This is a genomic window from Sphingobium xenophagum NBRC 107872, assembly GCF_000367345.1.
Classification (GTDB): domain Bacteria; phylum Pseudomonadota; class Alphaproteobacteria; order Sphingomonadales; family Sphingomonadaceae; genus Sphingobium; species Sphingobium xenophagum.
This window is the reverse complement of sequence record NZ_BARE01000043.1, coordinates 17578-37799: the sequence shown is the minus strand read 5'-3', so window position 1 is coordinate 37799 and position 20222 is coordinate 17578. Positions and strand designations below refer to the sequence as shown.

The 20222-nt window shown below is 63.6% G+C and carries 24 protein-coding genes and 1 other RNA gene; 16 read left to right on the top strand and 9 right to left on the bottom strand.

Annotated elements, in window-relative coordinates:
* Positions 1–69: 69 nt before the first annotated feature.
* From SX1_RS17215 to SX1_RS17200, 5 genes are all read left to right on the top strand, one after another.
* Positions 70–948 (top strand): CheR family methyltransferase, encoded by an 879-nt coding sequence (locus tag SX1_RS17215; RefSeq protein ID WP_019053992.1) that lies wholly within the window; start codon positions 70–72, stop codon positions 946–948.
* A gap of 98 nt (positions 949–1046) precedes the next feature.
* The gene (locus tag SX1_RS17210) at positions 1047–1745 is read left to right on the top strand and encodes an N-acetylmuramoyl-L-alanine amidase (RefSeq protein ID WP_026149863.1); all 699 of its coding nucleotides are present in this window, start codon (positions 1047–1049) and stop codon (positions 1743–1745) included.
* Positions 1746–1786: 41 nt separating this feature from the next.
* Positions 1787–2188: RNase P RNA component class A (gene rnpB, locus SX1_RS23545), an RNA gene on the top strand.
* 109 nt (positions 2189–2297) lie between these two features.
* Positions 2298–2846, top strand: a complete 549-nt coding sequence (locus tag SX1_RS17205; protein WP_019053990.1) for a J domain-containing protein — start codon at positions 2298–2300, stop codon at positions 2844–2846.
* A complete protein-coding gene (locus tag SX1_RS17200) occupies positions 2819–3154 on the top strand; it encodes a hypothetical protein (RefSeq protein WP_019053989.1) in 336 nt (111 codons plus the stop codon). The genes SX1_RS17205 and SX1_RS17200 overlap by 28 nt, the downstream gene beginning before the upstream one ends.
* A 5-nt stretch (positions 3155–3159) precedes the next feature.
* Here SX1_RS17200 and SX1_RS17195 read toward each other — a convergent pair whose 3' ends face one another.
* From SX1_RS17195 to SX1_RS17160, 8 genes are all read right to left on the bottom strand, one after another.
* Positions 3160–3594 carry a hemerythrin domain-containing protein gene (locus SX1_RS17195; RefSeq protein ID WP_019053988.1) on the bottom strand — a complete coding sequence of 145 codons (435 nt, stop codon included), beginning with the start codon at positions 3592–3594 and terminating at the stop codon, positions 3160–3162.
* Positions 3595–3730: 136 nt separating this feature from the next.
* Entirely contained in the window at positions 3731–4345 is a 615-nt protein-coding gene (locus SX1_RS17190; RefSeq protein WP_017181052.1) for a superoxide dismutase, read from the bottom strand.
* A gap of 198 nt (positions 4346–4543) precedes the next feature.
* Positions 4544–5170 (bottom strand): septation protein IspZ, encoded by a 627-nt coding sequence (ispZ, locus tag SX1_RS17185; RefSeq protein ID WP_017181053.1) that lies wholly within the window; start codon positions 5168–5170, stop codon positions 4544–4546.
* A gap of 104 nt (positions 5171–5274) precedes the next feature.
* Positions 5275–6213 carry a signal recognition particle-docking protein FtsY gene (gene ftsY / locus SX1_RS17175; protein ID WP_017181055.1) on the bottom strand — a complete coding sequence of 313 codons (939 nt, stop codon included), beginning with the start codon at positions 6211–6213 and terminating at the stop codon, positions 5275–5277.
* Positions 6213–7463, bottom strand: coding sequence for a tRNA (N(6)-L-threonylcarbamoyladenosine(37)-C(2))-methylthiotransferase MtaB (gene mtaB / locus SX1_RS17170; protein WP_019053986.1), 1251 nt, complete (start codon positions 7461–7463; stop codon positions 6213–6215). Before mtaB ends, ftsY begins: the two co-directional genes overlap by 1 nt.
* On the bottom strand, positions 7463–8263 hold the full coding sequence (gene dapF, locus SX1_RS17165; RefSeq protein ID WP_019053985.1) for a diaminopimelate epimerase: 801 nt from the start codon (positions 8261–8263) through the stop codon (positions 7463–7465). The genes mtaB and dapF overlap by 1 nt, the downstream gene beginning before the upstream one ends.
* A gap of 57 nt (positions 8264–8320) precedes the next feature.
* Complete coding sequence (locus SX1_RS23865) at positions 8321–8947, bottom strand: energy transducer TonB (protein ID WP_081609976.1); 627 nt, start codon at positions 8945–8947, stop codon at positions 8321–8323.
* Between the two features lie 12 nt (positions 8948–8959).
* Positions 8960–10354: an amino acid permease gene (locus SX1_RS17160; RefSeq protein ID WP_019053984.1), complete on the bottom strand. Its 1395-nt coding sequence runs from the start codon at positions 10352–10354 to the stop codon at positions 8960–8962.
* Positions 10355–10522: 168 nt separating this feature from the next.
* Here SX1_RS17160 and SX1_RS17155 point away from each other — a divergent pair, with 168 nt between their 5' ends.
* The 11 genes from SX1_RS17155 to SX1_RS17105 all read left to right on the top strand — a co-directional run bounded on the left by SX1_RS17155 (position 10523) and on the right by SX1_RS17105 (position 19709).
* Entirely contained in the window at positions 10523–11233 is a 711-nt protein-coding gene (locus SX1_RS17155; RefSeq protein ID WP_255209786.1) for a hypothetical protein, read from the top strand.
* 209 nt (positions 11234–11442) lie between these two features.
* Complete coding sequence (ffh, locus tag SX1_RS17150; protein WP_019053982.1) at positions 11443–12918, top strand: signal recognition particle protein; 1476 nt, start codon at positions 11443–11445, stop codon at positions 12916–12918.
* 129 nt (positions 12919–13047) lie between these two features.
* On the top strand, positions 13048–13497 hold the full coding sequence (gene rpsP / locus SX1_RS17145; RefSeq protein WP_019053981.1) for a 30S ribosomal protein S16: 450 nt from the start codon (positions 13048–13050) through the stop codon (positions 13495–13497).
* Positions 13498–13502: 5 nt separating this feature from the next.
* Positions 13503–13997, top strand: a complete 495-nt coding sequence (rimM, locus tag SX1_RS17140) for a ribosome maturation factor RimM (RefSeq protein ID WP_019053980.1) — start codon at positions 13503–13505, stop codon at positions 13995–13997.
* A 31-nt stretch (positions 13998–14028) separates the two neighbouring features.
* Positions 14029–14298, top strand: coding sequence for an AbrB/MazE/SpoVT family DNA-binding domain-containing protein (locus SX1_RS17135; protein WP_019053979.1), 270 nt, complete (start codon positions 14029–14031; stop codon positions 14296–14298).
* The gene (locus SX1_RS17130; RefSeq protein WP_019053978.1) at positions 14295–14669 is read left to right on the top strand and encodes a type II toxin-antitoxin system VapC family toxin; all 375 of its coding nucleotides are present in this window, start codon (positions 14295–14297) and stop codon (positions 14667–14669) included. Before SX1_RS17135 ends, SX1_RS17130 begins: the two co-directional genes overlap by 4 nt.
* A 56-nt stretch (positions 14670–14725) precedes the next feature.
* Positions 14726–14998, top strand: coding sequence for a hypothetical protein (locus tag SX1_RS17125; protein ID WP_019053977.1), 273 nt, complete (start codon positions 14726–14728; stop codon positions 14996–14998).
* Positions 14995–15732, top strand: coding sequence for a tRNA (guanosine(37)-N1)-methyltransferase TrmD (trmD, locus tag SX1_RS17120; RefSeq protein ID WP_019053976.1), 738 nt, complete (start codon positions 14995–14997; stop codon positions 15730–15732). Before SX1_RS17125 ends, trmD begins: the two co-directional genes overlap by 4 nt.
* Before the next feature lie 6 nt (positions 15733–15738).
* Positions 15739–16107, top strand: a complete 369-nt coding sequence (gene rplS, locus SX1_RS17115; RefSeq protein WP_017181068.1) for a 50S ribosomal protein L19 — start codon at positions 15739–15741, stop codon at positions 16105–16107.
* A 332-nt stretch (positions 16108–16439) separates the two neighbouring features.
* Positions 16440–19115, top strand: a complete 2676-nt coding sequence (locus SX1_RS17110) for a TonB-dependent receptor plug domain-containing protein (protein WP_019053975.1) — start codon at positions 16440–16442, stop codon at positions 19113–19115.
* A 66-nt stretch (positions 19116–19181) separates the two neighbouring features.
* On the top strand, positions 19182–19709 hold the full coding sequence (locus SX1_RS17105; protein ID WP_019053974.1) for a GNAT family N-acetyltransferase: 528 nt from the start codon (positions 19182–19184) through the stop codon (positions 19707–19709).
* 12 nt (positions 19710–19721) lie between these two features.
* On the opposite strand, the gene SX1_RS17100 is transcribed toward SX1_RS17105, so the two are convergent.
* Positions 19722–20213 (bottom strand): DUF4402 domain-containing protein, encoded by a 492-nt coding sequence (locus SX1_RS17100; protein WP_019053973.1) that lies wholly within the window; start codon positions 20211–20213, stop codon positions 19722–19724.
* Positions 20214–20222 lie beyond the last annotated feature (9 nt).

Genomic DNA, 20222 nt, shown 5'->3' with positions numbered 1-20222 from the left:
GCCCTGCGCGGTGATGGAACCGCATGCCATTATGGATTTCGTGTCGCGGCGCGGAAAGGTTCTTGTTTGATGGTCATGCCTCCCACGCCCGCATCGACACTCCAGGGCGCGGCGCGCATCCTGTCCGGGCTGCTGGAAGCGCGCACCGGGCAGATATTGACCGAGGGCCGGGCCTGGCGAATGGAAACCGCGCTGCGGCCCGTGCTGCGCAATCATGGCCTGAACGACATGGACGAACTGGCCGCCCGGTTACTGCGCAAGGGCGACGCGCGGCTGGAACAGCATGTCGTCGATGCGCTGCTGAACAATGAAAGCAGCTTTTTCCGCGACCTTCAGATTTTCGACATGATCCAGCGGCAGATATTGCCCGCCATCCATGCCACCAAGACCGACCGGACGCTGCGCATATGGAGCGCGGGCTGTTCCACCGGGCAGGAAGCCTATTCGCTGGCGATCCGCCTGCGCAACGACGCGGCGCGCTGGAGCGGATGGCGGATCGAGATCATGGCGACCGACATTTCGACCGCCGCGATCGATCAGGCGCGGTCGGGCATATTTTCGCAAATGGACGTGCAGCGCGGGCTGGCAGTGGGCGACCTGCTCAAATGGTTCGAACCGTCGGGCGACGACTGGCGCGCCAGTCCCGAATTGCGGCGGATGATCGATTTCCGCCACGACAATCTGTTCGATGCGAAAGCGCCGACCGGCGCCTATGACCTGCTGCTCTGCCGCAACGTGCTGCTCTATTTCACGCCCGAACGGCGGCAGGCGGTGCTGTCGCTGCTGGCCCGGCACAGCCATGCGGGATCGGTCCTGTTGCTGGGCGCGGGGGAAACGGTGATGGGGCAAGGCGATGATTTCATTGCCCATTCCGAATTTCGCGGCGCCTATGCGCGGCAGGCGGCCTTGCCGGAGGGCGCGATCGGCCGGGTGCGGCGGGCGGGTTAAAGCTTCGCGCCTGCTTTAACCATGCTTGATTGCCGCGCCGCGCTGCGCCAATGTCGTGCCAAGGCCGCGCGACTGCACGGGCGGGCCGAAAGGGCATGATGAACGAGCTGCCGATAATCGAAACGCCGTCGCCCAATTTCGACGAGCGCAGCCTGCTGGTCACGATGCTGGTGCTGCACTATACCGGGATGCCGGACGCGGCGAGCGCGATCAACTGGCTGGCCAATCCCGAATCCAAGGTTTCCGCCCATTATGTCGTGACCGAGGATGGCCAGATCATCCGCATGGTCGACGAAGCCAAGCGCGCCTGGCATGCGGGACGGTCCCACTGGCGCGGGGTGGATGACGTCAACAGCGCCAGCATCGGCATAGAGATTGTCAATCCGGGGCATGAATGGGGCTATCGGCCCTTTCCCGAAACCCAGATGAGTTCGCTGATCCCGCTGGTCCACGACATCGTCCAGCGCCATCGCATCACCCGCGGCAACATCGTCGGCCACAGCGACATTGCGCCCGCGCGCAAGCAGGATCCGGGCGAATTATTCCCCTGGGGGCAACTGGCGCGGTTGCGGCTGGCCCTGCCGCGCCCGACCAAGAATCTGATGGACCCGCACTGGACCGATGGCGGCTTCATGCTGGCGCTCGAACGGTTTGGTTATGACATCGCCGATCCGCAGGCGGCGGTGGTGGCGTTCCAGCGACGCTTCCGTCCCGAACTGATCGACGGGGTGATTTGCGGTGAATGTCGCGCCATCCTGCTGGCTTTGCTGCTGCCCAAGCCAAGGGGCGATGAATAAGCAGGTGACGCGATAGCGGAACGAGGCTAGGAACCGTCGCGCCAGAGGGCCGGGCGGCCGCGGCGTGGCGGGTAACTTCCACGGCGAGGAAAGTCCGGGCTCCACGAAATGACGGTGCCGGTTAACGACCGGCTGGAGTGATCCAAGGGACAGTGCAACAGAAAGCAGGTCGCTAAGGTTTCGACCCAGTGACATTGAAAGGGTGCGGTAAGAGCGCACCGCGTCTGCGGCAACGCAAGACGGCATGGTAAACCCCACCGGGAGCAAGACCGAATAGGGGCGGCGCGCAGCTTCATGCTGCTAGGTCTGTTTCGACCGAGACCGTCCGGGTTGGTTGCTTGAGGAACGGAGCAATCCGTTCCCTAGAGGAATGGTCGCCTATCCCCGCCGGCTTCACGGCTTGACGGGGTGGACAGAACCCGGCTTACAGGCCCTCTGGCATTTATTTGAGTATTGCCGCTGGTACGGGCGTCAAAATGCGCTCTTTCGCGCATGTTCAAAATATGGCGCGATGGGCTGGCATTCCGTCCGCACCTTCCCTAATTCGGGCAAATGGCACGAAACAGCCGATCCAATGACTGGGGATTTCCCCGCTGGCGTGCCTATGGCGCAGCGCGTGAGGCGCAGCGCGTGCGTATGTGCGACCGTTTCGGGTGCGACAAGCCGGGCGACTGCCCCGCGCCCAAATCCCCCAACAGCCCGGAACGCTGGTATTTCTGCGCCGAACATGCCGGGGAATATAACCGCAATTGGGACTATTTTCAGGGGCTGGACCAGGAAGAGCGCGAACAGCGCGAGCGGGACGAGCGGCGCGACGCAGGCGGCTATCAGGGCAGCGCCTATCATAGCTGGGGCGGTCCGGGCGATGGCAGCCGGTCGCGCGACGAACTCCATGCGCTAAAGGCGCTGGACCTGGAGGATGACGCCGATTTCGAGGCGGTGAAGAAAAGCTGGCGGATGCTGGCCAAGGAAAATCATCCCGACGTCAAGCCCGGCGACACGCAGGCCGCCGCCCGCTTCCAGACGATCCAGGCCGCCTATGAAGTGCTGCGCGCGGCGGAAGAACGGCGGACGTGGAAGCCGCGCGGGGCGGTGGATTGAAACATCTGGTCCGGTCCAACTGGCAGAATGCCATCCTTGTCTGCCGCAAATGCGAAAAGAAACTGGATGGCGGCTTTGGCCCCGATGGCGACGAGCGGCTGGCCAAGGCGCTGCGGCGGCACCTGTCGTTGAAGAAAGGACGCAAGGCCGCGGCGGGCATCATCGAGGTCAGTTGCCTGGGCGTGTGTCCCAAGGGCGCGGTGACGGTGGTGAACGGCGCGGCCAGCCGGGAGTGGCTGCTGGTCCGGCCCGGCGCCGATCTGGATGAGCTGGCGCGGACGCTGGCCTTGACGCCGCCAGCTGCCTGACCCGGTCAGCCGGCGCGGGCGATCGGCGGGGCGCTGTTGTCGATCCTGTCGGCGAGGGGGTAGAGGGTGCGGTTCTCGCGGTCGACCCGTTCGGTCAGCGCGCGGATAATGGCCTGCGTCGCGATACAGAAATCGGCCCATTCGCGTGCGACGCGATCGTCGCTCCACGCGGTCATATAGCTGGAAAAGCTTTCGGCGAGCGCGCCGGTTTCGGCCTGGAGGGCGGCGGCTGTGGTGCGGGTATGCGCGTCGTCGGCGCGTTGCAGCGCCGGGTAGAGGATGCGGTCCTCCAGCGCGAGATGCCCCATGAGCTGGCGCGCAAGTTGCCAGCGTATCGCGCCGACGCTGCGCGGGTTTGCATGATCGGCGGTCGCCAGCGCCAGTCTGTGCGCTGTGTGGCTGATCTCGTCATGCTGCCGGCGCAATTCGGTCATGTCCATCGCTTCACCCTTTCCGTACCCACGGAAAGCCGATGATGGTCGAGGCGATTTAAAAAAGCGTTTCGAAACCCGTCATTCCGGTACGGAATTCGGCCATGGCCCCACGTCGCAAGAACGCAGGGCCATGGCCGTTGAATCAGCCCGGCTGGTCGGCGCGGCTGACGCCTTCGCCATCCAGGTTGAGCGCGACGAAGTCCCAGTCGATCGCTTCCTTCAGCAGCTTTTCGGCATAGGCCGGGCGCAGGTTGCGATAGTCGATATAATAGGCATGTTCCCACACATCGAGGATCAGCAGCGGCGCATGGCCTTCATGCGCGACCGGCGTGTCGGCGTCGTGGTAGGACGTCACTTCCAGCTTGCCGTCCTTGAGGACGAGCGCGGCCCAACCGCTGGCGAAATGGCCAACGGCTTCGGCCTTGAGCTTGTCGACGAGGGCGTCGACCGAGCCGAAGCTGTCGTTGATCATGTCGAGCAGCTTGCCCGACGGTGCTTTCTTTTCGGGCGACAGGCACAGCCAGTAGAAGCTGTGGTTCCAGATCTGGCCGACCTGGTTGAAGAGACCGCCCTTGGACGATTTGATGAGCTCGACCAGCGACTTGCCCTGGAGCGACGCGTCGGCGGCGACCAGTTCATTGGCCTTCACGACATAGGCGTTGTGGTGCTTGCCATGGTGATAGTCGAATGTTTCGGCCGACAGGATTTCGCCAAAAGCGTCCTTGGCATAGGGCAGGTCTGGCAGCGTGAAAGCCATGGGAAAACTCCTCGGTTCGTTGATGGGGACGATCGCATAACGAAACTGCGACCTGAAGGCTCCGTGCCACTAGCAGGCTTATTACGCGACCGAAAACAGGATATTTTCGCTTTTCATCTACGGAAATATCCATGTGACATCAGCGTAACGATCGCCTAGACTTACAGGTCGGGTTGTCGGGCCTTGCGCGGCGGCCGTTCAGCCCTGCGGTGGCGATGTGCCGCCAATTTCGTCGCTGTCCAGCCGGTCGCCCAGATTGAGGCCATGGCGCATCAGCATGGGGATGTTGGCGGCGGCAAAGACCACCGACACGATGGTCACGCCCCATACCTTGACCGCCAGCCAGCTGTCGAAGCTCATCGTGCGGCGCATCACTTCATTGGCGATCGCCATGGCGACGAAGAAGATCGCCCAGTTGCGCGACAATTTGCGCCAACCTGTTTCGGACAGGCCATCATAGGCGGCCTGAAGCAGATATTTGAGCAGCGGCTTGCCGCGCATCAGCCCGCCAAACAGCATCAGCGCGAAAAAGCTGTAGATGATCGTCGGCTTGATCTGGATGAAACGCTGATCATGAAAATAGATGGTGAGGCCGCCGAAAAACAGCACCAGCGCGGCGGACAGCCAGAGCATGGGCGAGACTTTGCCCAATTTCCATTTCGACACGATCACCGCGACGACGATGGCCGCCATGAAGGCTGCGGTGCCGACGATCATCCCCAGAAATTTATAGCCCAGGAAAAAGACCAGCAGCGGCCCGAAATCGAGCGCCAGGCTAAGCGTGCCCCCATGTCCGGGGCGTTGGGCGGGTTTGGTGTCAGCCATGGCTGTTTTTCCTATCGTCATCCTGACGAACGTCAGGATCCAGGGCGTCGAAGCGCTGCGTGGCGGACTCTGGATGCCGGATCAAGTCCGGCATGACGGCGATGTCACCGTGCATAGGCAGTCCCGGCGATGGCCCGCGCCATGTCGCCCGGATCGAAGGGGCGCAGATCCTCGATCTTTTCGCCCACGCCGATGGCATGGATCGGCAGGCGATATTTCTCCGCCGCCGCGACCAGCATGCCGCCGCGCGCGGTGCCGTCCAGCTTGGTCATGACCAGACCGGTGACATGGGCGACTTCCTTGAAAACCTCTATCTGGTTCAATGCATTCTGTCCGGTCGTGGCATCCAGCACCAGCACAACGTCGTGGGGGGCGGCCGGGTTCAATCGGCCCAGCACGCGGCGCACCTTCGCCAGTTCGTCCATCAGTTCGGTCTTGTTCTGGAGGCGGCCCGCCGTGTCGACGATCAGCACGTCGATGCCGGTGGCCGTCGCCTGCTTGACCGCATCGAACACGATGCCCGCCGCGTCGCCGCCTTCCTTGCCAGCGACGATGGGGATGCCGAGCCGGTCGGCCCAGACCTTGAGCTGACCAATGGCCGCCGCGCGGAACGTGTCGCCCGCCGCCAGCATCACGCCATAATCCTGTTCCAGGAAATTATGCGCCAGCTTGGCGATGGTGGTCGTCTTGCCGGAGCCATTGACGCCGATCACCAATATGACCTGCGGGCGGGGAAAAGCCTCTATCTCCAGCGGGCGGGCAACGGGGGCCAGCACCTTCTCAATCTCTTCCGCGATAATCTCTCGCAGATATTCCTCTGTCAGTTCCTTGTTGAACCGGCCTTCGGCCAATCGGTCGCGCACCCTGGCGGCCATGGCCGGGCCAAGATCGGTCATGATCAGGGCTTCTTCAATCTCGTCCAGCGTCTGATTGTCGAGCGCCGCCTTGCCGAACAGGCCAGTGAGATTTTCGCCCAGCTTGTCGGATGTGCGCTTCAGGCCGCCGAACAGGCGATCGCGCCAGGAAATTGCATTATCGGTCATTACTGCGCCTCTTGCGCGATCAGCGCGCCATTCTCAAGGCCGGTGATCGTTGCGTGCAGAATCGCGGAGGGGGTCTGCGGGGTCGCAAAGCGCACCGGGGCGAAATTTTCGGCATGGCCGGACAGCCCGCTGCGTTCGACCAGCACCGACTGACGGGTGCCGACAAGGCTGGCGAGCCAGTCCGCGCGCCGGGCTTCGCAGGCGGCGCGGAGACGGGCGGCGCGGGCCTTGATGGTCGCGCGGTCCACCTGCGGCATGCGCGCGGCGGGCGTGCCGGTACGCGGGGAATAGGGGAAGATATGGCCGTGGACGATGCGGCAATCGGACACCAGCGCGAGGCTGTTTTCGAACATCGCCTCATCCTCGGTCGGGAAACCGGCGATGATGTCCGCGCCGATGCTGATGTCGGGCCGCGCGGCGAGGAGGCGATCGACGATGCGGACCGCGTCGGTGCGGCTGTGGCGGCGCTTCATGCGCTTCAAGATCATGTCGTCGCCCGCCTGCAAGGATAGATGGAGGTGCGGCATCATGCGGGGTTCATGGGCGATCAGGTCGAACAGCCTGTCGTCAATCTCCACGCTATCGATGGACGACAGGCGCAGGCGAGGGAGGTCGGGCACGCCGGTCAATATGCGTTCGACCAGCAGGCCGAGGGAGGGGCTGCCGGGCAGATCGGGGCCATAGCTGGTGACGTCCACCCCGGTCAGCACGATTTCCCGGTAGCCCGCCGCGACCAGTTCCTTCGCCTTTTTAACCACCGCCCCGGCAGGGACGGAGCGGCTGTTTCCCCGACCATAGGGGATGATGCAGAAGGTGCAGCGATGGTCGCAGCCATTTTGCACCTCCAGGAAAGCGCGGGCATGATCGGCAAAGGCGCTGGCCATATGCGGCGCGGTGTCGCGCACGGCCATGATGTCGGCGACGCGGACCTCTGGCAGTGCGCCAAACGGGGGTTGGTATGTTGCCGCCGCCATCTTTTCCCGGTTGCCGATCACGGCATCGACTTCGGGCATGGCGGCGAAGGTGTCCGGCTCGGTCTGCGCGGCGCAGCCGGTCACCATGATCCGCGCGTCGGGCCGATCGCGGCGGGCGCGGCGGATCGCCTGCCTGGTCTGGCGCACGGCTTCGGCGGTGACGGCACAGCTGTTGACGACGATCAGATCGTCCTGCCCGCCCGCCATTTCACGGATCGCCTCGCTCTCCGCAATGTTGAGGCGGCAGCCCAGCGTGATGATGTCCGGGCCGCTCATTAGAAGCGTGACCAGTCGGCCTCGCCATCGAACACATGGGTGGCGGGGCCGGTCATGCGGATCGTGCCGCCGGGCGCCCAGTCGATGACAAGATCGCCGCCGGGCAGGCTGACGGTCACGGGTCCGCTGACCAGTTTGCGACGGATGGCGGCGACGGCGGTGGCGCAGGCGCCGGTGCCGCAGGCGCGGGTCAGGCCAGCGCCGCGTTCCCACACGATCAGGCGGAGATGATTGTCGCCCACGACCTGCGCGAAGTTGACGTTGACGCGGGCGGGGAAGAGCGTGTCCGTCTCTATGATCGGGCCAAGCCGGGCGGTGTCCACTGCGTCCAGATCATCGACGAAGAAGATGATATGGGGGTTGCCGACATTGACGGCGGCTGGCGGCGGCAGATCCTCCCAGCTGGCGCTCATGGTCAGCGTGTCCATGGCGTAGGCCAAGGGAATCGCATCCCAATCGAAGCGCGGCGCGCCCATATCGACGCTTGCGCCGCCATCCACGGCCTTGGCGTCCAGCAGGCCCGCCCGCGTGCGGATCAGCACGTCGCGGCCCACGAACAGCGGCACGCAGCGCGTGGCGTTGCCGCAGGCTTCGACTTCGCTGCCATCGGCGTTGAAAATCTGCATCGACACGTCGGCGTCGGCCGCATTGCCGATCAGGATCAACTGGTCGCAGCCGATCCCGGCATGACGATCGGCAATGGCGCGGGCGCGGCTTTCCGTCATCTCGATCGCGTGCGCGCGCGCGTCGATCACGACGAAATCATTGCCCAGGCCATGCATTTTGGAAAAGCGTCCCATGATGGGGGCGCATGTAATGTGGGGGAAGGGAAAAGGCCAGAGCGTCGGAAAAACTGCTTATCCAGCGGCGGCTTTGAACAATATATGTAAAGAGCGGATGACCGATATTGGCTGGTCGGCAGCGTCCTTTGTTATCGACACATAGCCCGCCTTGGCCTGAGCGCAGGCGACCGCTGCCAATTGTGGAGAAACAGCGGTTTGCGGATGATGTTCGCAATATGCGACGCGCCCGGACGTGTCCATTCGCACAATCACCACAACACGCTGCTGCTGTAATCCATTAGGGAGCTTCGCGACTTGAAGCTCAAAATCGGTGTCGTCCAGTTCCGGTTTGGGCGCTAGACTACGGTTTGGTCGATCCATATGACGCCAGTTAATACTCCCTTTGTAGGTGTCATAAACTGGTTGGCCATTTTCATCGGCGGCAGGCTTGAATGATGCCCGGACGGACAGCAGCACGCAGGTTCTTTTGTCGAGTTCTGGAACGCCACTGGACTGCGTTATATAGCAGCTGGCCACTTTGCCCTGTGGTGAAACCAAGACGAGAAAAGAGGCCGTCCCTCTTTGTGAGAGTCGGATGGCTTCGGGTGGGTAATCTAGATTGCTAGCCCAAGTGCCGGGGTATGAAGCGGGCGATGCTCGCAACAATGCGGTCGTAGCGAGTGCGGCAAGAACAATGCTCAAGTTAAATCCTTTTCACGCCACCACAGCCCGCTTCTGCCCATACAGAAAATATACGAGCAGCCCGATGGCGTTCCAGCCAAGGCAGGCCAATATCGTCTGCATCGGCAGGCTGATGAACAGATAGGCGCAGCCGCCCATCGCGCCGAGGCCGACGAACCAGGCGGCAGGGGTGCGGAAGGGGCGGCGCATGTCGGGGAGGCGTTTGCGCAGCACCAGCAGGCACAGGCCGACCGAGGTGAAGGCGATCAGCGTACCGGCATTGGCAAGCGCCGCGATCTCGTCGATCGGCAGCAGGCCGGCGATGATCGCGACCAATATGGCGGTCACCATCGTGATCCGGGCGGGCGTGCCGCGCTTGGAGATTTTGGCGAGGCTTTGCGGCAGGAAGCCGTCGCGCGCCATGACCAGGAAGATGCGGCTCTGGCCATAGAGGAAGCCCAGCAGCACGGTCGGCAGGGCGATGACGGCAGCGATGGCGACGATGCGCGCCACGCTGCCCTGGCCCATTTCGCGCAGGATGAGCGCCAGCGGTTCCGGGCTGTCGGCGAAGCGGGTGAAGGGCATGGCGCCGATCGCGGCGGCGGCGACAGCCACATAGATGAGCGTGCAGGCGACCAGCGATCCGACGATGCCTATGGCCAGGTCGCGTTCCGGATTCTTGGCTTCCTCCGCTGCGGTCGAGATGGCGTCGAAGCCGTAAAAGGCGAAGAAGATGATTGCGGCGGCTGCCATGACGCCGCGCTCGACCCCGTCCGGTCCCATATGCTTGGCAAAGCCGAAGGGCATGAACGGTTCCAGATTCTGGGCGTCGAAGGCGGGCAGGGTGAACCAGACGAACAGGCTCAACGTCGCGATCTTGATGAGCACCAGCAGGCTGTTCAGCCGCGCGCTTTCATGCGTGCCGAGCATCAGCAGCCCGGCGACCACGGCGATGATGAAGATGGCGGGCAGGTTGATGAGGCCGCCCAGCTCCGGCCCCTGCGTCAGCGCTTCGGGAAAGCCTATCGCGGTGAGCAATGGCGCGGCATAGCCCGACCAGCCGACCGCGACGGTCGATACGACAAGGCTATATTCGAGGATCAGGCTCCACCCCACGATCCAGGCGATGCCTTCGCCCAGCACGACATAGGAGTAGCTGTAGGCGCTGCCCGCTGCGGGCATCATGGTCGACAGTTCGGCATAGGCAAGCGCGGCGCAGGCGCAGATTGCGCCCGCTATGGCGAAGGAGAGGAGGACGGCGGGACCGGCCCGGTCCGCGCCGACGCCGATCAGCGTCAGGATGCCGGTGCCGACGATAGCGCCCACCCCCAGCGCCAGCAGATGCGGCCAGGACAGGGTGCGCGCCATGCGGTGCTGGTCGCCGCTGGGCGTCATCGCCTCCATCGGCTTGCGGCGTGTCCAGCTCATGATGTTCGGCCCCTCATTCTTTCTGTGTCGCTCGATTGCTGACCCAAAGCGACGGCCCGCGCAAGGGCTGTGCTGGCATGCGACGACTTCTTGCAAGACAGGGTGGTGGGACAGGTGTAAAATTGCGGAAATGGGGGAGTAGCGGCAATGGATGGACGGGGGCGTATCGTGACCGGATCGCATGGGGTGGCGCGCGATCATGGTTTCCATGTCGGGATGGCGGTTGCGATCGCGGCGACCGTGATCGGCGGCTTCGGCTCCTTCGCCCTGCGTGGGCAGGTGGACATCGCGCGCGTGCCCTATTGGGTGCATGTCCATGGCGCGGTGTTCATGGCCTGGACGCTGATCTTCGTGGCGCAGGCCGTGCTGGCGCAGCGCGGGTCGCGGGCCTTGCACCGGCGGCTTGGCTGGATCGCAGCCGGGCTGGCGGTGGTGATGGTGCCGCTGGCGCTGGGGACGGCGGCGATGTCGGTGCGGATGGGCCGGGTGCCGCCCTTCTTCCCCGACACGATCTTCGTGGCTCTGAACCTGCTGGAAGTGTCCGCCTTTGGTGGGCTGCTGATCGCGGCGATCCGCCTGCGCCGCCGGACCGACTGGCACAAGCGGCTGATGCTGTGCGCGATGGTGGCGATGATCGGCCCGGCCTTCGGACGCATATTGCCGATGCCGCTGCTGGGTCCATGGGGTGGACTGGCGGTGATGAGCGGGCAGTTGCTGTTCGTGCTGGTCGCCATGGTTCACGATCTGCGCAGCCGGGGCAGGGTGCATGCCGCCTGCTGGATCGGCGCGGCGGTGATCGCTATTGAGGGGCTGGCCGTCCCGATCCTGGCCGCGACGCCGCCCGTCATTGCGCTGACGGAGGCGCTTGCACGGTCATAGTTGCATCGCGGGCGTGGCTGGGCTAAGGGCGCGACTGCAATCGGGCGGTTTGACGTCCGGTCCCTGACATATCCATTGAGCGCGCGCCCGGCAAACGGGTCAGCATCAGGCGCTTTGTATGGACGCTGGTTGGCGAGGTTTCGCCCACCGGCGATTTTGTCGTTTGGCAGGGATGCGCGGATTTTCAGGCCCTTGGGCCAATTGAGGTGATGATGTTCGATTCGCTGAGCGATCGTCTGGGTGGGGTATTCGACAAGCTGCGGGGGCGTGGTGCGCTCACGGAGGACGATGTCCGCGCCGCGATGCGCGAGGTGCGAATCGCGCTGCTGGAAGCCGACGTCGCGCTCCCTGTCGTGCGCCAGTTCGTCGATCAGGCGACCGAGCGGGCAGTGGGCAGCGACGTGCTGCGGTCGGTCACGCCGGGGCAGATGGTCGTCAAGATCGTGTCCGACACGCTCACCGAAACGCTGGGGTCCGACACGTCGGACCTGATGATCGACGTGGCCCCGCCCGCCGTCATCATGATGGTCGGTTTGCAGGGGTCGGGCAAGACGACCTCCACGGCCAAGATCGCCAAGCGACTGAAGGACAAGGACCGCAAGAAGGTGCTGATGGCGTCGCTCGACGTCCAGCGTCCGGCCGCGCAGGAGCAGCTGGCGGTGCTGGGCACCCAGTGCGATGTGGCGACCCTGCCGATCGTCGCCGGGCAGCAGCCGGTGGACATCGCCCGCCGCGCGCTCCAGTCGGCCAAGCTTCAGGGCTTCGACGTGGTGATGCTCGACACCGCCGGGCGTCTGCATGTCGATCAGGCGCTGATGGACGAGATGAAGGCGGTGGCCGATGTGGCGACGCCTGCCGAAATCCTGCTGGTGGTCGACTCGCTGACCGGCCAGGACGCGGTCAATGTGGCGCAGAGCTTTACCGCGCAGGTGCCGCTGACCGGCGTAGTGCTGACCCGGATGGATGGCGACGCGCGCGGTGGTGCGGCGCTGTCGATGCGCGCGGTCACCGGCCGCCCGATCAAATTTGCCGGTACCGGCGAAAAGCTCGACGCGATCGAGATATTCCATCCGCAGCGCGTGGCGCAGCGCATATTGGGCATGGGCGACGTCGTGTCGCTGGTCGAGCGCGCCGCCGAGAGCATCGATGCGGACGAAGCCGACAAGCTGGCCAAGAAAATGGCCAAGGGTCAGTTCGACATGAACGACCTGCGCGCGCAGCTTAGTCAGATGCGCCGCATGGGCGGGCTGGGCGCGCTGGCGGGGATGATCCCTGGCCTTAAGAAAGCGCAGGCGGCGATGGCCAATAGTGGCGCGAACGACAAGACGCTGATCCATCTCGACGCGATGATCGGATCGATGACGCACAAGGAGCGGGAACGCCCGGCGCTCATCAACGCCAAGCGCAAGATCCGCATCGCCAAAGGCTCCGGCACTACAGTGCAGGAAGTCAACCGGCTCCTGAAAATGCATCAGGAAATGGAAGGCGCGATGAAGAAGATCCGCAAAATGGGCGGCCTTAAAGGGCTGGCCAAGATGTTCACCGGCGGTGGCATGGGCGGATTGGGCGGTCCCGACGGCGGACAGGGCGGCCCGCCCGATCTGTCCGGGCTGGGCGGCCTTGGCGGATTGGGCGGCAACATGCCCAAGCTGCCGCCCGGCTTTCAGAATTTCATGAAGAAGTAGCCCGTCATTCCGGCGGATACCGGAATCCAGTGTCGGGTGGGAATGACCAGCCGTTCTGGATGCGGGATCAAGCCCGGCATGACGATTAATGCAAGTATATTCGTAGTTTACGTCAGAAAGGTAAGTTCCATGGCAACGTCCATTCGTCTCTCGCGCGGTGGTTCCAAGAAGCGCCCTTATTATCGCATCGTCGTGGCCGACAGCCGCGCGCCGCGTGATGGCAAGTTCATCGAGCGCATCGGCAGCTATAACCCCGTCCTGCCCAAGGGCGACGAAAAGCGCATCGTTCTGGACGTGGAACGCGCGAAGCATTGGGTTGCCGCCGGTGCCCAGCCGACCGACCGCGTCGCCCGTTTCCTCGACGCCGCTGGCGTGAAGGAGCGGATCGTGCGCAACAACCCGAACAAGGGCGTGCCGGGCCAGAAGGCCAAGGACCGCGCCGAAGATCGCGCGACCAAGCTGGCCGAGGCGGAAGAAGCCCGCATCGCCGCCGAAGAAGCCGCCAAGGCACCTGCCGAAGCGCCTGCCGCCGAAGAAGCGCCTGCTGAAGAAGCCGCTGCCGAACAGGCCGAGGGCTGATTCTCTTGACCGACAAGCCCGTCACTCTCGCCGCGATCATCGGCGCACATGGGGTGGCGGGCGAAGTCCGCCTGAAACTGTTTGGCGACGGGGTGGAAAGCCTCAAAAGCTATGGCAGTTTCGATGCGGGCGGGCGCAAGCTGACATTGAAGTCGGTGCGCCCCGGTTCCAATGGTGCGGTCGCGCGCTTCGCCGAAATCGGCGATCGCAGCGCGGCCGAAGCCATGCGCGGCACGGCGCTGACCGTCCCGCGCTCTGCCCTGCCGCCGCTGGCCGAGGGCGAATATTATCATGCCGACGTGATCGGCCTGCCTTGCCTGTCGAGTGACGGCGAAGCGCTGGGCGAGATCATCGCGATAGAGAATTTCGGCGCTGGCGACATTATCGAGGTTCAGCGGCCATCGGTCGAAGGCAAGCCGGGCAAGCGCTTCATGGCCCCGATGCACGCCGTCACGCTGGAAGCCGAACGGGCGGTGATTGACGCGGCTTTCGTGGAATAGTATATACTGAACGTATATACGGAGATCCGCGATGAGCGAAGAGTATAAGGCCAAGATTTTCAAGTCGGGCAACAGCCTGGCCTTGCGTCTGCCCAAGGCTCTTGGCTTCAAGGAAGGGGCCGAAATGACCCTGCGCGAGGATCATGGCCGCTTCACGTTCGAGCCAGCTCAGAACGAGCGCAAGATCGATGTCAGCAAATTCGCGGGCAAGGCACCATGGCTGGAGCCGTTGTCGCGCGAGGATTTCGATGACAGTCCCCGCGATTGGCACCTGATGGGTCGTGATGCGTCCGGGGCATGATGCGGCTGCTGGACACCAATAGCTGCATCTATGTCTTTACCGGCATCTATCCGTCGCTGATTGCCCGGATGGCGGAGCAGGCGGCTGGCAGCCTCTTCATATCGTCCATCACCTATGCGGAACTGGCCTATGGGACGGTGCGGGGCAAGCCGCCGCCGCCCGATGTACTGGCGGCCTTTGTCGCGGAGATCGCTATTCTTCCCTTCGACGAGGCGGCTGCGCAGGCTTATGCGGCGCTTCCCTTTCGGCGCGGCAGTTTCGACCGTCTGATTGCGGCACATGCCCTGTCGCTGGACGCCGCACTGGTAACCCGCAGCGCAGCCGACTTTGCCGACATAGCCGGCCTGCAAATCGAGGACTGGACGCGCTGATGCTTCCCTTCCGCCGGGAACTGGACGCTGCCGCCCGCATCGCCTAAGCGGCGATCATGGCTCAGATCCTTACCGCCCTCTATCTCCTTGCGATGCTGGCCGCTGGCTGGCGGCTGTTCGGGCTTGGCTGGTCGCGGGGCGCGAAGCTGGCGGCGGCGTTCGGACTGGTGTGCCCCGTGCCGCTGCTGGTGCTGCTGCCCGGCCTGATCCATCCTGAGCGCCCCTTTGCCGACCTGCTGAGCGCCATCGGACTGGCGCTGCTGGCCTGTGGTGCGCTGTGCCTGGCGGGCGGGGTGTCGGCGGCCTGGCTGCGTGCGCGCCGGCGATGAGCTTTTCCGCGCAGATATTGACGCTCTACCCGGAGATGTTTCCGGGGCCGTTGGGCGTGTCGCTGGCGGGGCGGGCGCTGGCGGAAGGGCGCTGGTCCTGTGCGCCGATCCAGATCCGCGATTTTGCCACCGACAGGCACCGCACGGTCGATGATACGCCAGCAGGCGGTGGCGCGGGCATGGTGCTGCGTGCGGACATCATAGCGCGCGCGGTCGATCATGCGATTGCGCAGCGGCCCGACCTGCCGGTCATCGCCATGACCCCGCGCGGCGCGCCAATTACCCAGGCGCGTGTCCGCGCGCTGGCCGATGGTCCCGGCGCGACGATATTATGCGGGCGATTCGAGGGGTTTGACGAGCGAATCTTCGACGCCCGGCCGATCGAGCAGGTCAGCATGGGCGACATCATCCTGTCGGGCGGGGAAATGGGCGCGCTGATGCTGCTGGATGCTTGCGTCCGGCTGCTTCCCGGTGTAATGGGCGCGGCTTCCAGTGGGGTGGAGGAGTCCTTTGAAACGGGGCTGCTCGAATATCCGCACTATACCCGACCAGTCGAATGGGAGGGGCGCACGATCCCGCAAGTGTTGCGATCGGGGGATCATGCGAAGATCGCCGCCTGGCGGAAACAACAGGCGGAGGTCGATACACGGTCACGGCGGCCGGACCTTTGGGAACGTCACATCGGCGTTCGGGTCCAGTCGCCCTCTGGCGCGCAACGCGACTTGAAGGACTGACGTTTCATGAACATCCTCCAGCAGATCGAGGCGGAAAGCATTGCCGCCCTGGCCAAGGACATTCCCGATTTCCGCCCCGGCGACACGCTGCGCGTCGGCGTGAAGGTCGTCGAAGGCGACCGCAGCCGCGTCCAGAATTATGAAGGCGTGTGCATCGCGCGTTCGAACAAGGGCATGGGCTCCAACTTTACCGTCCGCAAGATTTCGTTCGGCGAAGGCGTGGAGCGCGTGTTCCCGCTCTATTCGCCCAACCTCGATTCGATCGTCGTCGTCCGCCGCGGCGTCGTGCGTCGTGCGAAGCTCTATTATCTGCGCGGCCGCACCGGCAAGCGCGCGCGCATCGCCGAACGCCGCGACGTGCGCACCGAGGGTTGATTGTAAAAATCAATTCTTGACAGTTGTAAAAAAGAAACAGGCGGTGGTCCAATGGACTGCCGCCTTTTTCTATATGTTACAAATATTTGACCCTGCGGCGGAAGTCTCCGCCCGACACGAGCCTGACCGGATTTGCGCAGGCCCAAAAAAGGGCCATTCCGCCCATAGTGGATTTGTGTCAGCCTAACGTTTCCAAATGTTGCTGAACGATGTTGCACTGAAACTCGCGGTTTCGGGCGCGGTGATCTGTAACCTTGTTGGGTGGAAAAAGTCGGGAAAGGGACGGGATGTCGAGAAGGCCTCTGCAAAAGAGAAATTAGGGGGCTTTTTTGATGACATATCAGGGACTGATTTCGCGCGGCGCCATAGCCGTTGCGCTGCTCTATTCGATGCCCGTTCTGGCGCAGGACGCCGCGCCGCAGGCCGCTGTCGAGGACGCGCCCGGCCAGACCATCATCGTCACCGGCACGCGTCGCACCGACCGCACCGTCGCGGAATCGCCGACGCCGATCGACGTCTATTCCGGCGTCGAACTGCAAAAGCAGGGCACGGCGGACATGAATCAGGTGATCCAGAATCTCGTCCCCTCCTTCTCCGTCGCGCGCTACGCGATCGGCGATGGCTCCTCCTTCGTTCGGCCGCCCAACCTGCGCGGCCTTGCCCCCGACCAGACGCTGGTGCTGATCAACGGCAAGCGGATGCATCGTTCCGCGCTGGTCCAGATCAGCGCCAACGCGCAATCGGCGGGCGCGCATTCCGCCGATCTGGCGCAGGTGCCCGCGATTGCGATCCGCGCGGTCGAAGTGCTGCGTGACGGCGCGTCGGCGCAATATGGGTCCGACGCGATCGCGGGGGTCATCAACATGACGCTGCGCGACGATACGGACGGTTTTTCGGGCTATGCCCGCTATGGCCAATATTATCGTGGCGATGGTGAGGATTATCAGCTCGCGCTCAATGGCGGGTTCAAGCTGGGCGATGCTGGTTTCATCAACATCAGCGGCGAATATGTGAATGCGGGCAAGACCAGCCGGGGCGTGACCCGCGCTGGCGCGCATCTGCTGGCGCAGGAGCAGCCGACGATCGGCGTGCCCAAGCTGGCGCAGCGCTACGGCAACCCGGCGATGGAATCCTATCGCTTCTTCGTCAATGGCGGCTTTGATCTGGGCGAAAGCTCCATCTATTTCTTCGGCAATTATGGCCACAGCTTCCAGGAAGAAAGCTTCAACTATCGCCAGTCGGTCAATACGTCGGGCGTGGACATTGAAGGCAACAGTTTCGGCAAGAATGGCATCTTCAACGACTATTTCACCGACTTCAACAATATGCTGCCCGGCATTCAGACGGGCGCGGCGGGCGGTAATGTCTATGCGCCCAACGATTATGAAGTCACCACGCGCGACTATACCAAGGTTGCCACCTGTTCCGACCCGCTGGTCCAGAATTGGAGTTGCGTCTATCCCGGCGGCTTCACGCCGATCTTCTTCGGCAAGATCGACGATATTTCGGGCACGCTCGGCTATAAGGGCACATTCGGTTTCGGCCTGAATTACGATATCTCGGGAAGCTACGGCCAGTCGACCCTGCGCTATACGATGAATGGCACGATGAACCCGTCGCTGGGCATCGCGTCGCCGAACGAATTTTACCTCGGCAAGCTGCAACAGCGCGAAACGCTGTTCAACGCGGACTTCAGCTATCCCTGGGAAGTCGGTTTCGCCAGCCCCGTCACGATCGCCTTTGGCGGCCAATATTTCCGCGAATCCTATGAACTGGGCCTGGGTGACCAGCCGTCCTGGGCGATCGGGCCTTATACCGGCAATCTGGTGTTTCATCAGGACGGCACGCCGGTGCTGAACGCGGATGGCACGCAATTGTCGGTCGCCCTGCCCGTCGGCGCCAATGGCTTTCCCGGTTACGGCCCGGCGATTGCGGGCGAAAGCGCGCGCAATTCCAAGGGATTGTATATCGACATCGAAGGGGACGTCACCGATCAGCTCTCTTTCGGCATTGCCGGCCGCTACGAACATCTGTCCGACTTCGGCAATTCGACCACCGGCAAATTTTCAGCCCGCTATGCCGTGGTGCCCGACGTCGTGGCGCTGCGCGGCACGGTGGCGACGGGCTTCCGTGCGCCCACGCCGGGGCAGGTCAACAGCAGCAGCATCGCGACCGGGTTCAACCCCGGCAATCCCAATGCAATCGAATCGATGACGCTGCCGGTCACCAGCCCGGTCGCCGCGTTCCTGGGCGCGACGCCCCTGAAGCCGGAAGAATCGGTCAGCTTCTCGCTCGGCACCGTGTTCACGCCCGCACCCGGCTTCACCCTGTCGGTCGATTATTACAACATCAAGGTGAAGGACCGTATCGGCACATCGGGCACGTTCGTGATCGACGATGCGCAGCGGCCCACGCTTCAGTCGCTGGGGCTGGCCAACTATGCGACCGTCAACGAAGTGCAGTTCCTGACCAACGCCTTCGATACCCGCACCCAGGGCGTCGATGTCGTCGGCAGCTATCGCTTTGCGACCGAAACCATGGGCATTTTCAACACGACGCTGGCGTTCAACTATAACAAGACCAAAGTGATCGCGCGCGATCCGACGATCGTGTCCGATGTCCGTGTCGCCCAGCTGGAAAAGACCCTGCCAAAGACCCGCCTCATCCTGACCGAAAACTGGAGCAGCGGCCCCTTGTCCGTGCTGGCGCGGATGAACTGGTACGGCAAATATACCCAGACGGATGATGGTCCGGTGTCGCAGACTTTCGGCAGCGAATTCGTGTTCGACTTTGAAACCAGCTATGAAGTGAACGACAATTTCACGCTGAGCGTCGGGGTGCAGAATCTGTTCAGCAATTATCCCGACAAATATTCCAACACCAAAGGGACGCTGGGTCCGGTCTATGCATCGACCGGGGGGCGCTTTACTGGCGACATCTATCCTGACGTCTCGCCGTTCGGCTTCAACGGTGGCTTCTGGTACGGCAAGGTCGGTTTCAAATTCTGATCCGGTTCTGACAGGTGAAGGCCGGGCCTCTTGCGGGGCCGGCCTTTGCTGTTTCAAGAGGCGCTCATGATGACTGGCACTCTGACCCACCGCCTTGCCACGCTGACTGACGAACCCGCGCTTGCCGCGTTGATGCGGCGGGCGATCGATGAATTGCAACGGCCGTTCCTGACGCCGGATCAGGTGCAGGCCAGCCATGCCTTCATGGGGCTGGACAGCCGCCTGATCGCCGACGGCACCTATTTCGTGGTGGAGGTGGGGGATGCGATCGCGGGCTGTGGCGGCTGGAGCCGTCGCGCGACAGCCTATGGCGGCAATCACAGCGCGGGGCGTGACGACCGACTGCTCGATCCGGCGACGGAGGCGGCGAAGGTGCGGGCGATGTACACCCATCCCGACCATGTCCGCAAAGGCGTGGGTACGCTGGTCCTCTCGCTTTGCCAGGCCGCGGCCCGGGCGGAAGGTTTTGCTGCGCTGGAATTGTCCGCCACATTGGCGGGCGCGCCGCTCTATCGCAGTTTCGGCTTTGTCGACGTGCGCGCTTTTGAGGATAGCGGCGTGCCGATGATGCTGATGCGCAAGGCTGTTGCCTGACCGGCCGTGCGGTCAATCATATTGGACCAATACGCTGAAACTGCCGCGATAGGCGCCGGGCGCCTGATTGGCGCGGACCTGTAGCGTGCCGAAAATCTGGAACACCGCTTCGCCCCCGTTCAGGCGGATGTGCGAATGGGACTGGCTGAGGCTGGCCGATATGCGGTTGCCAGCCGCGTTGGTCAGGTTCACCGTCGATTTGTCGAGACTGATTTCCACCCGCTCATTTGGCCGCCCATTCAGGGTAAAGGCCGCCGCGCTGGCGCTGCCCATGCAGACCAGCCCGTTGCTGCACACGCGGCTATTGTCGGCGCGGATCCGCACGACGCCCGGCTGGCCGGGCACCGCCAATTGCCCGAAATTGAGATCGCTCGTTTTCTCGATCCGCAGCGCGCCCAATATCGTCGCGCTGGACCCGCCGGTCGCAGGCGCAGCACTGGCGACCGGGGCGGTCGCCAGTGCCAGCATCATGCTGGCAGCCAGGATCAGGCGTCGGATCGTCATCCGACCGGC

Coding starts and splice junctions, on each gene's coding strand:
- rpsP (WP_019053981.1), top strand. CDS start 13,048: ATGGCAACGTCCATTCGTCTCTCGCGCGGTGGTTCCAAGAAGCGCCCT.
- SX1_RS17105 (WP_019053974.1), top strand. CDS start 19,182: ATGATGACTGGCACTCTGACCCACCGCCTTGCCACGCTGACTGACGAA.
- ffh (WP_019053982.1), top strand. CDS start 11,443: ATGATGTTCGATTCGCTGAGCGATCGTCTGGGTGGGGTATTCGACAAG.
- mtaB (WP_019053986.1), bottom strand. CDS start 7,463: ATGAGCGGCCCGGACATCATCACGCTGGGCTGCCGCCTCAACATTGCG.
- trmD (WP_019053976.1), top strand. CDS start 14,995: ATGAGCTTTTCCGCGCAGATATTGACGCTCTACCCGGAGATGTTTCCG.
- SX1_RS17130 (WP_019053978.1), top strand. CDS start 14,295: ATGATGCGGCTGCTGGACACCAATAGCTGCATCTATGTCTTTACCGGC.
- SX1_RS17100 (WP_019053973.1), bottom strand. CDS start 20,213: ATGACGATCCGACGCCTGATCCTGGCTGCCAGCATGATGCTGGCACTG.
- rplS (WP_017181068.1), top strand. CDS start 15,739: ATGAACATCCTCCAGCAGATCGAGGCGGAAAGCATTGCCGCCCTGGCC.
- SX1_RS17195 (WP_019053988.1), bottom strand. CDS start 3,594: ATGGACATGACCGAATTGCGCCGGCAGCATGACGAGATCAGCCACACA.
- ispZ (WP_017181053.1), bottom strand. CDS start 5,170: ATGGCTGACACCAAACCCGCCCAACGCCCCGGACATGGGGGCACGCTT.
- dapF (WP_019053985.1), bottom strand. CDS start 8,263: ATGGGACGCTTTTCCAAAATGCATGGCCTGGGCAATGATTTCGTCGTG.
- SX1_RS17190 (WP_017181052.1), bottom strand. CDS start 4,345: ATGGCTTTCACGCTGCCAGACCTGCCCTATGCCAAGGACGCTTTTGGC.
- SX1_RS17160 (WP_019053984.1), bottom strand. CDS start 10,354: ATGAGCTGGACACGCCGCAAGCCGATGGAGGCGATGACGCCCAGCGGC.
- SX1_RS17205 (WP_019053990.1), top strand. CDS start 2,298: ATGGCACGAAACAGCCGATCCAATGACTGGGGATTTCCCCGCTGGCGT.
- SX1_RS17215 (WP_019053992.1), top strand. CDS start 70: ATGGTCATGCCTCCCACGCCCGCATCGACACTCCAGGGCGCGGCGCGC.
- SX1_RS17135 (WP_019053979.1), top strand. CDS start 14,029: ATGAGCGAAGAGTATAAGGCCAAGATTTTCAAGTCGGGCAACAGCCTG.
- ftsY (WP_017181055.1), bottom strand. CDS start 6,213: ATGACCGATAATGCAATTTCCTGGCGCGATCGCCTGTTCGGCGGCCTG.
- SX1_RS17125 (WP_019053977.1), top strand. CDS start 14,726: ATGGCTCAGATCCTTACCGCCCTCTATCTCCTTGCGATGCTGGCCGCT.
- SX1_RS17210 (WP_026149863.1), top strand. CDS start 1,047: ATGAACGAGCTGCCGATAATCGAAACGCCGTCGCCCAATTTCGACGAG.
- SX1_RS17110 (WP_019053975.1), top strand. CDS start 16,440: ATGACATATCAGGGACTGATTTCGCGCGGCGCCATAGCCGTTGCGCTG.